At 73.4% G+C, this 13,592-nt stretch carries 8 protein-coding genes, 1 tRNA gene and 1 pseudogene; 9 read left to right on the top strand and 1 reads right to left on the bottom strand.

Annotation, left to right across the window (positions count from 1 at the left end; translation table 11 throughout):
- Positions 1–71 precede the first annotated feature (71 nt).
- The 8 genes and pseudogenes from E7744_RS08135 (at position 72) to pyk (ending at position 12,675) form a co-directional block, all read left to right on the top strand.
- On the top strand, positions 72–353 hold the full coding sequence (locus tag E7744_RS08135) for an HGxxPAAW family protein (protein WP_137773684.1): 282 nt from the start codon (positions 72–74) through the stop codon (positions 351–353).
- Positions 353–1,177 (top strand): indole-3-glycerol phosphate synthase TrpC, encoded by an 825-nt coding sequence (gene trpC / locus E7744_RS08130; protein WP_137773683.1) that lies wholly within the window; start codon positions 353–355, stop codon positions 1,175–1,177. Before E7744_RS08135 ends, trpC begins: the two co-directional genes overlap by 1 nt.
- Before the next feature lie 71 nt (positions 1,178–1,248).
- A complete protein-coding gene (trpB, locus tag E7744_RS08125) occupies positions 1,249–2,559 on the top strand; it encodes a tryptophan synthase subunit beta (RefSeq protein WP_137773682.1) in 1,311 nt (436 codons plus the stop codon).
- Positions 2,559–3,461 carry a tryptophan synthase subunit alpha gene (gene trpA, locus E7744_RS08120; RefSeq protein ID WP_137773681.1) on the top strand — a complete coding sequence of 301 codons (903 nt, stop codon included), beginning with the start codon at positions 2,559–2,561 and terminating at the stop codon, positions 3,459–3,461. Before trpB ends, trpA begins: the two co-directional genes overlap by 1 nt.
- A complete protein-coding gene (gene lgt, locus E7744_RS08115; protein WP_137773680.1) occupies positions 3,458–4,585 on the top strand; it encodes a prolipoprotein diacylglyceryl transferase in 1,128 nt (375 codons plus the stop codon). The genes trpA and lgt overlap by 4 nt, the downstream gene beginning before the upstream one ends.
- Positions 4,586–4,726: 141 nt before the next feature.
- Positions 4,727–9,571, top strand: coding sequence for a glutamate synthase large subunit (gene gltB / locus E7744_RS08110; protein WP_137773679.1), 4,845 nt, complete (start codon positions 4,727–4,729; stop codon positions 9,569–9,571).
- Positions 9,564–11,027 (top strand): annotated as a pseudogene (locus E7744_RS08105) (glutamate synthase subunit beta); the annotation flags it as partial. The gene gltB and the pseudogene E7744_RS08105, both read left to right, overlap by 8 nt.
- Positions 11,028–11,181: 154 nt before the next feature.
- Positions 11,182–12,675, top strand: a complete 1,494-nt coding sequence (pyk, locus tag E7744_RS08100; RefSeq protein WP_137773677.1) for a pyruvate kinase — start codon at positions 11,182–11,184, stop codon at positions 12,673–12,675.
- Between the two features lie 9 nt (positions 12,676–12,684).
- Here pyk and E7744_RS08095 read toward each other — a convergent pair whose 3' ends face one another.
- A complete protein-coding gene (locus E7744_RS08095) occupies positions 12,685–13,362 on the bottom strand; it encodes an ANTAR domain-containing response regulator (RefSeq protein ID WP_246858358.1) in 678 nt (225 codons plus the stop codon).
- A 142-nt stretch (positions 13,363–13,504) separates the two neighbouring features.
- Between E7744_RS08095 and E7744_RS08090 the strand changes: the two genes are divergently transcribed.
- A tRNA-Leu gene (locus E7744_RS08090) sits at positions 13,505–13,586 on the top strand.
- Positions 13,587–13,592 lie beyond the last annotated feature (6 nt).

Genomic DNA, 13,592 nt, shown 5'->3' with positions numbered 1-13,592 from the left:
GGCAGAATGAGCACCAGACCTGATCAGCAGCCGCACCGTTGGCGTGCCGGCCTCCACGAAAGGGACGGTCCATGTCCTCCACTCGCTCCTCCGCCCGCGCGTCCCTCGACGACGACCTCGTCCTGAACGACCCGACGCACGCCGAGCCGCTGGGCCACGGCAACTCGCCGGCCGCCTGGACGCTCGTGCTGCTGGTGCTGCTCGGGGCGGTCCTCGTGATGATCGGCATGCTCGCGGGCCTGGTGGTCGTCACCATCGCGGGCATCGTCTCCGCGGTCGCCGGCGTGGTGGCCGGGTTCATCATGGGCAAGGCCGGCCTGGGCGCGAAGGCCCACGGCTCCTCGCGGCACTGATGGCCACGGTCCTCGACGAGATCATCGTCGGCGTCCGGGAGGACCTCGAGGCCCGTCGCGCCGCCGTGCCCCTGCACGCCATGCGCGAGCTGGCCGAGGAGGCCACCCGCTCGCGGCCGGCGCTGGACGCCCACGCCGCCCTCGCCGGCGGCCGGGACGACGCGGCCGGCATCCGCATCCTCTCGGAGGTCAAGCGCTCCAGCCCGTCCAAGGGCGCGTTGGCCGAGATCGCCTCGCCGGCCGAGCTGGCCCGGCGGTACGAGGCCGGGGGAGCGGCCGCCATCTCGGTGCTGACCGAGCGGCGGCGCTTCGGCGGCTCGCTCGCCGACCTGGACGCCGTGCGCGCCGCGGTGGGCATCCCGGTGCTGCGCAAGGACTTCACGGTGGACGAGTACATGCTCTACGAGGCTCGGGCCCACGGCGCCGACCTCGTGCTGCTCATCGTCGCCGCCCTGGACGACGCCGAGCTGGCCGGGTTCCTGCAGCTCACCCACGAGCTGGGCATGAACGCCCTCGTCGAGGCCCACACCCCCGGGGAGGTCGAGCGCGCCGTGGCCGTGGACGCCCGCATCGTGGGCGTCAACGTGCGCAACCTCAAGACCCTCGAGGTCGACCCGGAGAACTACCGGAACCTCGCCCCCCAGTTGCCCGCCGACGTCGTGCGCGTGGCGGAGTCCGGGGTGCAGGGCCCGGAGCAGGTGGCCGAGTACGCCCGGGACGGCGCCGACGCCGTCCTCGTGGGCGAGGCCCTCGTCCGCCACGGCGACCCCGCGCAGGCGATCCGCGACTTCCGCGCCGCCTCCCTCGCCGCGCGGACCCGCTGACCCCGGTCCGGGCCCCGGGCCCGGCCGGGCGGCGACCCACTGGTACCGACACAGAGACTGGACTTCTCCACATGATTGAGCACACCGGCAGCTTCCAGCACCAGCCCGGGCCGTACTTCGGCCCGTACGGGGGCCGCTGGATGCCCGAATCCCTGATCGCCGCCCTCGAGGAGGTCGACCGGACCTTCGCCGAGGCGCGCGAGGACCCGGCCTTCGCCGCGGAACTGCAGGAGCTGTTCACCAACTACGTGAACCGGCCGTCCCTGCTCACCGAGGTGCCACGGTTCGCGGCGGACTCGCCGGGCGTGCGGATCTTCCTCAAGCGCGAGGACCTCAACCACACCGGCTCGCACAAGATCAACAACGTGATCGGCCAGGCGCTGCTGGCGCGGCGCATGGGCAAGACGCGGCTGATCGCGGAGACCGGCGCGGGCCAGCACGGCGTGGCCACCGCCACGGCCGCCGCCCTGTTCGGCATGGAGTGCACGGTCTACATGGGCGAGGTGGACACCCAGCGCCAGGCCCTGAACGTGGCCCGCATGGAGATGCTCGGGGCCACGGTCGTGGCCGTGAAGACCGGCGCGCGGACCCTCAAGGACGCCATCAACGAGGCGCTGCGCGACTGGGTGGCCTCCGTGGAGACCACGCACTACCTGCTCGGCACCGTCACCGGCCCCGCGCCGTTCCCGGCCATGGTGCGCTACTTCCACTCCGTCATCGGCGACGAGGCCCGCGAGCAGGTGCTGGCCCAGGCCGGACGGCTGCCGGACGCCGTGTGCGCGTGCGTGGGCGGCGGATCCAACGCCATCGGCATCTTCCACGCCTTCCTGGACGACGCCGGCGTGGAGCTCTACGGCCTCGAGGCCGGCGGCGAGGGCATGGAGACCGGCCGGCACGCCGCGTCCATCAACCTCGGCCGCACCGGCGTGCTGCACGGGGCCCGCACCTACCTCATGCAGGACGAGGACGGGCAGACCATCGACTCCCACTCCATCTCCGCCGGGCTCGACTACCCGGCGGTGGGACCGGAGCACGCGTGGCTGCACGACACCGGCCGGGCCACCTACGAGCCCGTCACCGACGCCGACACGATGGACGCCTTCCAGCGGCTGTGCCGCACCGAGGGCATCGTCCCGGCCATCGAGTCCTCCCACGCCCTGGCCGGCGCGCTGCGGCTGGCCCGCCGCTGGGCGGACGAGGGCCTCGTCGGCCCGGACACCCCGGAGGCGGAGCGGCGGATCATCGTCGTGAGCCTGTCCGGGCGCGGTGACAAGGACGTCGCCAGCGCCGCCAAGTACTTCGGCATGCTGCCGGACACCGAGACCCCCGCCGGCGGCGACGCCGAGGCCGTGGCCGCCCGGCCGGAAGGAGCACAGGACTGATGCGCGAGACGAGCGCCGCCACCCCCACCGACGCGACGGGATCGACCGTCCGCTCCCGCACCGCCGAGGCCATCGAGGCCGCCCGCGCCGCGGGGCGCACGGCCCTCATCGGCTACCTGCCGGCCGGCTACCCGAGCGTCGAGGAGTCGATCGAGGCCGCCGTCGCCCTCGGCAACAACGGGGCGGACGTCATCGAGATCGGCATCCCCTACTCGGACCCCGTGATGGACGGACCGGTCATCCAGGAGGCCACGAGCCGCGTGCTCGCCGCGGGCTTCCGGATCGACTCCGTCTTCGAGATCGTCCGGGCCGTGTCCGAGCGCACCGACGCCGTGGTGCTGGTGATGACCTACTGGAACGTCGTGGACCGGATGGGCGTGGACACCTTCGCCCGGCGGCTCGCCGAGGCCGGCGGCGCGGGCATCATCACCCCGGACCTCGTCCCCGAGGAGGCCGGGTCATGGTTCGAGGCCTCGGACCGCCACGGCCTGGACCGGATCTTCCTCACCGCGCCGAGCTCCACGGACGAGCGTGTCCGGCTGATCACCGAGTCCAGCCGCGGCTTCGTCTACGGCGTCTCCGTCATGGGCGTCACGGGCGCCCGGACCGAGGTCTCCTCGGCGGCCGAGCAGGTCGTGGCCCGCGCCCACGCCGCCGGCGCGCCGCGCGTGGCCGTCGGGCTCGGCATCTCCCGCCCCGAGCACATCCGCGAGATCGGCCGCTACGCGGACGGGGCGATCGTGGGCACCGCCCTCGTGGTGGCCCTGCGCGACGGCGGCCCCGAGGCGGTCGGGCGGCTCGCCGCCGAGCTCGCCACGGGCGCCGTGCGCGACGGCGGCGCACCGGCCACCGGGGCCACCGGCGTCGTGGGCGAGGTCCCGGCCGAGGGGACCGGCGCGTGATCCGGGCGGCGATCCCCGCGCCGGCCTGGGACGGCTTCGACCTGGGGCCGGTCACGATCCACGCCTACGCGCTGTGCATCATCGCCGGGATCATCGTGGCGCTGTGGCTGGGCTCGCGGCGCTGGCACGACCGGGGCGGGCCCGAGGGCCGCGTCATCGACATCTCGATCTGGGCGATCCTCTTCGGGCTCGTCGGCGCCCGGCTGTACCACGTGGTCTCCTCGCCGGACGCCTACTTCGGCCCGGGCTTCGACGGCACCGGGGACCTGGGCCGCATCTGGCGGGTCTGGGAGGGCGGCCTGGGCATCTGGGGCGCCGTGGCCCTCGGGGCCGTGGGCGCCTGGATCGCCTGCCGCCGCTACGGCGTCCGGCTCTCGGCCTACGCGGACGTGGTGGCCCCGGGCGTGCTGCTGGCCCAGGCCATCGGCCGGCTGGGCAACTACTTCAACCAGGAGCTCTTCGGCGGGCCCACCACGCTGCCGTGGGGGCTGCAGGTGAGCCCGGACAGCCCCAACTGGCCCGCGGGCACCCTCGAGGGGACCCTGTTCCACCCCACCTTCCTCTACGAGATGCTGTGGAACCTGGCCGGCGTGGCCCTGCTGCTGCTGCTGGACCGGCGGCTGCACCTGCGGCGCGGGATGATGGCCTGGTCCTACGTGGCCTGGTACACCGCCGGACGCACGTGGATCGAGATGCTGCGCATCGACGACGCCGAGATGGTCACGCTGTTCGGCACCACGCAGCGGCTCAACGTGTGGACCTCGCTGCTGGTGTTCGTCATCGCCGTGGCGTTCCTCGTGGGCCTGTGGGCCACCCGTCCGCGCACGGCGGCGGGCCGGGAGCGCGCCGACTCGCTGTGGCTGCCCGGGCGCGAGCCCGCCGCCGTCCCCGCGAGTGGGGACGGCGAGGCGGACGGCGAGGCGGACGGTGCCTCCACCGCCGGCGGGGACGGCGAGGCGGACGGTGCCTCCACCGCCGGCGGGGACGGCGAGGCCACCCCGGCGGATCCCGCCGGTGACCTGCCGCAGGACGCCGGGGCGCACAAGGTCCCGTCCCCTGCCGAACGGAGAATTAACGCGCACGAAACAAAAAAGTCGGCCGATCCGGGCCCGAACGGCGACTGACGCCCCCCGGGGTCGGTAAGATCGACTCCACTGCATTGGCAACGGGTGGTTCCGACGGCGACGTCCGGACCACCCGCGGCCGTGGGGCCAACGGCGTCCCCTTCCCTGCACGAGACCCCTCGGCACCCTGGAAGGATCCGCATGACGCTGCGCCCAGAAGACGGCAACACCACCCCGGAGGAGACCACCCCGGAGCAGGACGCGCCCCGGCACGACCCGCGTGGCCTGGACGACGCCCCGGAGGGCCGCCCCACCGCCGCCCTCGCCCCCGAGGAGGAGGGCCGCGAGGACGCGGCCGTCGCGGACGACGGCTCCGAGGAGGCGCACGCCGAGGCCCCGGAGAACCTGCCGGACGACTCCGCCACGGCCGTCCTGGCCCGCGACCCGCAGAACCCCTTCAACCGGTTCTCGGCGATCCCGCCGGCCCAGGGCCTCTACAGCCCGGACAACGAGACCGAGAACTGCGGCCTCGCCGTGATCGCCACCCTGCGCGGCACCCCGGGCCACGACATCGTCGAGCACGCCCTCGTGGCGCTGCGCAACCTCGAGCACCGCGGCGGCGTCGGCGGCGACGACGGCACCGGCGACGGCGCCGGACTGCTGGTGCAGGTCCCGGACGAGTTCCTGCGCGCCGTCGTGGACTTCACGCTGCCGGAGGCCGGCCGGTACGCGGTCGGCACCGCCTTCCTGCCCCAGCCGGAGGGCGAGCGCGCCGAGACCGTGGCCGGGGTCGAGGAACTCGCCGCGGGCGAGGGGCTCACCGTGCTGGGCTGGCGCGAGGTGCCGGTGGACGAGTCGGTCATCGGCGAGTCCGCCCGCTCCGTCATGCCGCACTTCGCGCAGCTGTTCCTCGGCGTGGACCCCGCCGCCCCGGAGGGCGAGGGCGACTCCCTGGACGTGCGCGCCTGGCGCGTGCGCAAGCGCGCGCAGAACCGCTTCGGGGTGTACTTCCCCTCGCTGTCCTCGCGCACGATCGTCTACAAGGGCATGCTCTCCACCGGCCAGCTCCAGCCGTTCTACCCGGACCTCGCGGACCCCCGGTTCGCCACCTGCCTGGGCATCGTGCACTCCCGGTTCTCCACCAACACGTTCCCCTCCTGGCCGCTGGCTCAGCCGTTCCGCACGATCGCGCACAACGGGGAGATCAACACCGTCAAGGGCAACCGCAACTGGATGCGCGCCCGGCAGTCCATGCTGGACTCCCCGGTGCTCGGCGAGGAGCCGGAGAAGCTGTACCCCATCTGCACCCCGGGCGCCTCGGACTCCCAGTCCTTCGACGAGGTGGCGGAGCTGCTGATGCTCGGCGGGCGCCCGCTGAGCCACGCGATCATGATGATGATCCCGGAGGCGTGGGAGAACCACGAGTCGATGGACCCCGAGCGCCGGGCGTTCTACCAGTACCACTCCATGCTCATGGAGCCGTGGGACGGTCCCGCCGCCGTGTCCTTCACCGACGGCCGCCAGGTCGGCGCCGTGCTGGACCGCAACGGCCTGCGCCCGGCCCGCTACTGGGTCACGGACGACGGCCTCGTGGTGCTGGCCTCGGAGGTCGGCGTGCTGCCGCTGGACCCGGGCGCGATCGTGCGCAAGGGACGGGTGGCCCCGGGCCGGATGTTCCTCGTGGACACCGTGGCCGGCCGCATCATCGAGGACGACGAGGTCAAGGCCGAGGTCGCCGCCGCGAACCCGTGGCAGCAGTGGGTGGACGAGAACCTCGTCGACCTGGACCAGCTGCCGGACCGCGAGCACGTGCGCTACTCGGCGCAGTCCGTGGCCCACCGCCAGCGCACCTTCGGCTACACCACCGAGGAGTTGCGCGTGCTCATCAAGCCGATGGCCGCCACCGGCGCCGAGCCGCTGGGCGCCATGGGCACGGACACCCCGATCGCCGTGCTGTCCCAGCGCCCCCGGCTGCTGTTCGACTACTTCACGCAGTCCTTCGCGCAGGTCACGAACCCGCCGCTGGACTCGATCCGCGAGGAGCTCGTCACCTCGATGCGCACCTCGATCGGCCCGGACGGCAACCTGCTCTCCGGCGAGCGGGTCAGCGCCCGGCACGTGAACCTCGAGTTCCCGGTGATCGACAACGACCAGCTGGCCAAGATCGCCCACCTGCGCGGGACCGGCGCCGATGCCGGCCCCGAGGGCCGCGGCGCCAAGGTCTCCCTCAAGGTCCGTGGCCTGTACCGGGTCGACGCCGGCGCGGCCGGGCTGCGCGCCCGGCTCACCGAGATCTGCGAGCAGGTCTCGGCCGCCGTCAACCGCGGGGTGCAGTTCATCATCCTCTCGGACCGCGACTCCAACGCCCAGTGGGCGCCGATCCCCTCGCTGCTGCTGCTCTCGGCCGTGCACCACCACCTGCTGGCCTCGGCCAACCGCACCCGGGCCTCGCTGCTCGTGGAGGCCGGGGACGTGCGCGAGGTGCACCACGTGGCCGTGCTGATCGGCTACGGCGCCTCCGCCGTGAACCCCTACCTCGCCATGGAGTCGGCCGAGGAGCTCGTGCGCACCGGGGCGATCACCACCGTGACCGCCGAGCAGGCCGTGGCCAACCTCATCAAGGCGCTCGGCAAGGGCGTCCAGAAGATCATGTCCAAGATGGGCATCTCCACGGTCGCCTCCTACTGCGGCGCCCAGACCTTCGAGGCGATCGGGCTCTCCCGCAGCCTCGTGGACCGGTACTTCGCGGGCACCCACACCCCGATGGGCGGGGTGGGCCTGGAGGTCATCGCCGCCGAGAACCAGCAGCGGCACTGGGCGGCGTACCCGCCGGACGGCAACGACATCGACCCGTACCGCGAGCTCGAGACCGGCGGCGAGTACCAGTGGCGCCGGGACGGGCCCCCGCACCTGTTCAACCCTGAGACGGTCTTCCGCCTGCAGCACTCCACCCGGACACGGCAGTACGACATCTTCAAGGACTACACGCGCCGGGTGGACGAGCAGTCCCGCGACCTGATGACCCTGCGCGGGCTGCTGTCCCTGAAGCCGGGGGTGCGGCCGGCCGTGCCGATCGAGGAGGTCGAGCCGGTCTCCGAGATCGTCAAGCGGTTCTCCACCGGGGCGATGAGCTACGGGTCGATCTCCCAGGAGGCCCACGAGACGCTCGCCGTCGCGATGAACCGGCTGGGCGGGAAGTCCAACACGGGCGAGGGCGGCGAGGATCCCGAGCGGCTGCTGGACCCCGAGCGGCGCTCGGCCATCAAGCAGATCGCCTCCGGGCGCTTCGGCGTGACGAGCCTGTACCTGGCCACCGCGGACGACCTGCAGATCAAGATGGCCCAGGGTGCCAAGCCCGGCGAGGGCGGCCAGCTCATGGGCACCAAGGTGTACCCGTGGGTGGCCTCCACGCGGCACTCGACCCCGGGCGTGTCCCTGGTCTCGCCGCCGCCGCACCACGACATCTACTCGATCGAGGACCTCGCGGAGCTCATCCACGACCTCAAGCGCGCCAACCCGGCCGCCCGCGTCCACGTCAAGCTCGTCTCGGAGTCCGGGGTGGGCACCGTGGCGGCGGGCGTGACCAAGGCGAAGGCCGACGTCGTGCTGATCTCCGGGCACGACGGCGGCACCGGCGCCTCCCCGCTGAACTCGCTCAAGCACGCCGGCGCCCCGTGGGAGCTGGGCCTGGCCGAGGCCCAGCAGACGCTCATGCTCAACGGGCTGCGCGACCGCGTGGTCGTGCAGGTGGACGGCCAGCTCAAGACGGGCCGGGACGTCGTGATCGCGGCGCTGCTCGGGGCCGAGGAGTACGGCTTCGCCACCGCCCCGCTCGTGGTCTCCGGCTGCATCATGATGCGCGTGTGCCACCTCGACACGTGCCCGGTGGGCGTGGCCACCCAGAACCCCGAGCTGCGCTCCCGCTACACGGGCAAGCCGGAGTTCGTGGTGACGTTCTTCGAGTACATCGCCCAGGAGGTGCGCGAGTACCTCGCCGAGCTCGGCTTCCGCTCGCTCGAGGAGGCCATCGGCCACATCGAGGTGCTCGGCCGGGACGAGTCCGCCGGGCACTGGAAGACCGGGGGCCTGGACCTGTCCGGGATCCTGGCCGGCTACGACCCGGCGGCCCCGGACACGGCGCGCCAGCTCAGCCACCACACGGGCCAGAACCACGAGCTCGACCAGCACTTCGACAACGACCTCATCGCGGCGGCCGAGCCGGCCATCGCGACCGGCCGCCCGGTGCGGCTGTCCAAGGCGATCGTCAACACCGACCGCGCGGCCGGCACCATGCTGGGCTACCACGTGACCCACGCGCGGCTGCTGGACGAGCTGCCGGCGGACACCATCACGGTGGACCTGGCCGGCGAGGCGGGGCAGTCCCTCGGGGCGTTCCTGCCGGCCGGGGTGACGCTGCGGCTGGAGGGCGACGCCAACGACTACGTCGGCAAGGGCCTGTCCGGCGGGCGCATCATCGTCCGTCCCCACGAGGGCGCCGGCTTCGCCGCCGAGGACAACGTCGTGGCCGGCAACGTCATCGGCTACGGCGCGACCTCGGGGGAGATGTACCTCCGCGGCCGGGTCGGCGAGCGGTTCCTCGTGCGCAACTCCGGCGCGAGCGCCGTCGTCGAGGGCATCGGCGACCACGGCCTGGAGTACATGACCGGGGGCCGGGCCCTCGTGCTCGGCCGCACGGGCCGCAACCTCGGGGCCGGGATGTCCGGCGGCACGGCCTGGGTCCTGGACCTGGACCGCACCGCGCTGAACCCGCTCGCGGTGGCCAACGGCGACCTGCTGCTGCTCGATCCCCGGCCCGAGGACCGGGAGGCCATCACCGTGCTGCTCACCCGGCACCACGCCGAGACCGGGTCGCCCGTGGCGGCCCACCTGCTGTCCACGCTGGACGACTCCCTGCGCCGCTTCACGACCGTGCTGCCGGCAACCTACGACGCCGTGCTGAGGACCCGCGCGGCCGTCATCGACGAAGGACTTGACCCCGACGGCGACACCGCCTGGGGCCGGATTCTGGAGGCTACCCATGGCTGATCCCCGCGGATTCCTGACCACCCGCGACCGCCGCGACCGTCCCTCGCGCCCGGTGCCCGTGCGCATCATGGACTTCAAGGACGTCTATGCCCGGCAGGACCCCGAGGTCGTGCACCAGCAGGCGGGGCGCTGCATGGACTGCGGCGTGCCGTTCTGCCACCAGGGCTGCCCGCTGGGGAACCTCATCCCCGAGTGGAACGACCTCGTGCGCCAGGGGCGGATGGAGGAGGCGGCGGCCCGGCTGCACGCCACCAACAACTTCCCCGAGGTCACCGGCCGCATCTGCCCGGCCCCGTGCGAGTCCTCGTGCGTGCTGGGGATCAACCAGCCGGCCGTGACGATCAAGCAGACCGAGGTGTCCATCGCGGACGCCGCCTTCGACAACGACTGGCTCGACCCCGTCATCCCGCAGCGGCTCAACGGGCACACCGTCGCCGTGGTCGGCTCCGGCCCGGCCGGGCTGGCGGCCGCGCAGCAGCTGACCCGGGCCGGGTTCACCGTGGCCGTCTACGAGAAGGACGACAAGGTCGGCGGCCTGCTGCGCTACGGGATCCCGGACTTCAAGATGGAGAAGGACATCCTGGACCGGCGCATCGAGCAGATGGAGGCCGAGGGCACCCGGTTCCGCACCGGCATCGCCATCGGCACGGACATGACGTGGGCCGAGCTGCGCGAGCGCTACGACGCGGTCATCGTCGCCACGGGCGCGCCCGTGCCGCGGGACCTGCCCGTGCCGGGCCGCCACCTGGACGGCATCCACGTGGCCATGGACTACCTCGTGCAGTCCAACCGCGCCGTGGCCGGCGAGGTCGTCCCGGACCAGATCCGCGCGGACGGCAAGCACGTCGTCGTCCTCGGCGGCGGGGACACCGGCGCGGACTGCATCGGCACCGCCCACCGCCACGGGGCCGCCTCCGTCACCACCCTGGCCATCGGGCGGGAGCTGCCGACGGCGCGCCCGGCGGACCAGCCGTGGCCGACCATGCCGAAGGTCTTCGAGGTCACGAGCGCCGACGCCGAGGGCGGCACGCGCGAGTACCTCGCCTCCACGGTGGAGTTCGTGGGCGACGAGCACGGGCACGTGCGCGCCCTGCGGGTCGCCGAGACCGAGTACCTGCCGGACGGCCGCCGCGTGCCGCGCCCGGGCACCGAGCGGGAGATCCCCGCGGACCTCGTGCTGCTGGCCCTGGGCTTCACCGGGGTCCAGGAGGACGGGCTCAGCGAGGGCGAGGGCCACGCCGGCGTCGTCGTGGAGCGCGGGGTCATCCGGCGCGGCCACACGTACGAGACGGACACCCCCGGGGTGTTCGCGTGCGGCGACGCCGGCCGGGGCGCCTCCCTGGTCGTGTGGGCCATCGCGGAGGGCCGGGCGTGCGCCCGGGCCGTCGACGAGTCGCTCGAGAGCTGGACGCGCCTGCCCTCGCCGGTGGAGCCCACCGACCGGCCGATCGCGGTCCGGACCGACGCCGGCGCGGTGCGGCCCCGGCGGCCCGAGTACGCCTCCATCGCGGCCGAGGGGCGGCTGCACGGCTGAGCCCGCGGGGCCGGCCCGGGGAGTCATCGTCCCGGGTCAGCCCCGCCCCCGGCGCAGTCCTCGCTAGGCTGGACCCATGAGACACGCGAAGATCGTCGCCACCTTCGGTCCGGCCACCGAGGGCTACGAGAACACCCGTGCCGTGATCGCGGCCGGCGTGGACGTCGCCCGGATGAACATGAGCCACGGCTCCTACGAGGTGCACGAGCGCACGTACGCGGACATCCGCCGGGCGGCCGCCGACCTCGGCCGCCCGGTCGCCGTCTTCGCCGACCTCCAGGGGCCCAAGATCCGCCTCGGGCGGTTCGCCGACGGCCCCCACGAGCTGGCCGTCGGGGACCGGTTCACCATCACCACCCGCGAGGAGGAGGGCACGCGCGAGCGGTGCGGCACCACGTTCGCGGGGCTGCCCCAGGACGTGCGCCCGGGGGACACGCTGCTCATCGACGACGGCAAGGTCGCCCTGCGGGCGGTCGAGGTCACGGACACGGACGTGGTCACGGAGGTCACCGTGCCCGGGGCCGTGTCCAACAACAAGGGCATCAACCTGCCGGGGGTGGCGGTCAACGTCCCGGCGCTGTCCGAGAAGGACGAGGCGGACCTGCGCTGGGCCCTGGACCTGGGCGTGGACATGGTGGCGCTGTCCTTCGTGCGCTCGGCCCGGGACATCGAGCGGGTGCACGAGATCATGGACGAGCAGGGCCGGCGCGTGCCCGTGATCGCCAAGATCGAGAAGCCCCAGGCCGTGGAGGCCCTGCACGGGATCGTGGACGCGTTCGACGCGATCATGGTGGCGCGCGGGGACCTGGGCGTGGAGCTGCCGCTCGAGGACGTCCCGGTGGTGCAGAAGCGGGCCATCGAGCTCGCCCGCCGCTGGGCCAAGCCGGTCATCGTGGCCACCCAGGTGCTCGAGTCGATGATCGACAACCCCCGGCCCACGCGCGCCGAGGCCTCCGACTGCGCCAACGCGGTGCTGGACGGCGCGGACGCCGTGATGCTCTCGGGGGAGACCTCGGTGGGCCGGTACCCCGTGGTCACGGTGGAGACGATGGCCCGGATCATCGAGTCCACCGAGACCCACGGCCTGGACCGGATCCTGCCGTTGGGCTCCCGGCCGAAGACGCGCGGCGGGGCGATCACCCGGGCCGCGGTGGAGATCGCCAACCAGCTGGACGTGCGCTACCTCGCCACGTTCACCCAGTCGGGGGACTCGGCCCGCCGGCTCTCGCGGCTGCGTCCGCACCAGATGGTCTACGCCTTCACCCACGTGGAGCACACGCACAACATCCTGTGCCTGTCCTGGGGCGTGACCCCGCGCATGGTGCCCTTCGCCTCCTCCACGGACGAGATGACGGCGCAGGTGGACCGCTCGCTGCTGCAGGAGGGGATCGCCGGCGTCAACGACCTCGTGGTGATCGCGGCCGGCTCGCCCCCCGGGCAGGCGGGATCCACCAACACCGTGAAGGTGCACCGGATCGGGGACCTCGCCGACTCGGGCGGGCTGCTGCAGGGCTACCAGCGCCCCTCCCGCGAGCGGGTGGGGATGTGGCCGGCCCGCTCGCCGCACTGACCGGCGGGGTCAGCCCATCTGGTCGATGACCGTCTGGGCCACCTCGCGCATGGTGAGCCGGCGGTCCATGGAGGTCTTCTGGATCCACCGGAAGGCCTCCGGCTCGGACAGGTCCATCGTGGTCGTCAGCAGGGACTTCGCGCGGTCCACGAGCTTGCGGGTGGCGAACCGCTCGGCCAGGTCGGAGACCTCCGCCTCGAGGGCGCGCAGCTCGTCGAACCGGGCCACGGCGAGCTCGATCGCCGGCACGAGGTCGTTCTCGCTGAACGGCTTGACCACGTAGGCCATCGCCCCGGCCTCGCGGGCGCGCTCCACGAGCTCGCGCTGGCTGAAGGCGGTCAGCAGGACGACGGGGGCCACGCGGTCGCGGGCGATCTGCTCGGCGGCGGTGATGCCGTCCATGATGGGCATCTTCACGTCCAGGAGCACCACGTCCGGGCGGTGCTCGGCGGCCAGCTCCACGGCGCGCTGTCCGTTGTCCGCCTCGCCCACCACCGCGTAGCCCTGCGCGGTGAGGATCTCCACGATGTCCAGGCGGATCAGCGTCTCGTCCTCGGCGACGACGACCCGCAGCGTCCGGCGACCGCCGTCCTCCGCCCGATCGGCGGCGCGGTCCTCCGCGCGGTCCTCCGGCAGCGCCCCGTCCCCGGTGCGGTCGGCGGTGCGGTCGGTGCTCTCGGTCGGCATGGCGGCTCCTCGCGGATCGGGACGGGCGGCTCGGGTCGGCGGTCCGGGCCGGGGCGCGGACGCGGTTCCAGCGTAGCCGGGTCCCCGGCGCCGCCGCCGGGCCGGGCGTGCCGGGGCGGGGCCCGTGTATCCTTGTCGGGTTGCCCGACTGGCGGAATTGGCAGACGCGCCGCACTCAAAATGCGGTATCGAGAGGTGTGTGGGTTCGAGTCCCACGTCGGGCACTCGCC

The organism is Citricoccus sp. SGAir0253, assembly GCF_005877055.1.
Classification (GTDB): Bacteria; Actinomycetota; Actinomycetes; order Actinomycetales; family Micrococcaceae; genus Citricoccus.
The sequence above is the reverse complement of the archived record's forward strand: the minus strand, read 5'-3'. Positions and strand labels throughout refer to the sequence as shown.

Bases quoted from the DNA above. Each gene is read 5' to 3' on its own strand.
- E7744_RS08135 (WP_137773684.1), top strand. From the start codon at position 72: ATGTCCTCCACTCGCTCCTCCGCCCGCGCGTCCCTCGACGACGACCTC.
- trpC (WP_137773683.1), top strand. From the start codon at position 353: ATGGCCACGGTCCTCGACGAGATCATCGTCGGCGTCCGGGAGGACCTC.
- trpB (WP_137773682.1), top strand. From the start codon at position 1,249: ATGATTGAGCACACCGGCAGCTTCCAGCACCAGCCCGGGCCGTACTTC.
- trpA (WP_137773681.1), top strand. From the start codon at position 2,559: ATGCGCGAGACGAGCGCCGCCACCCCCACCGACGCGACGGGATCGACC.
- gltB (WP_137773679.1), top strand. From the start codon at position 4,727: ATGACGCTGCGCCCAGAAGACGGCAACACCACCCCGGAGGAGACCACC.
- pyk (WP_137773677.1), top strand. From the start codon at position 11,182: ATGAGACACGCGAAGATCGTCGCCACCTTCGGTCCGGCCACCGAGGGC.
- E7744_RS08095 (WP_246858358.1), bottom strand. From the start codon at position 13,362: ATGCCGACCGAGAGCACCGACCGCACCGCCGACCGCACCGGGGACGGG.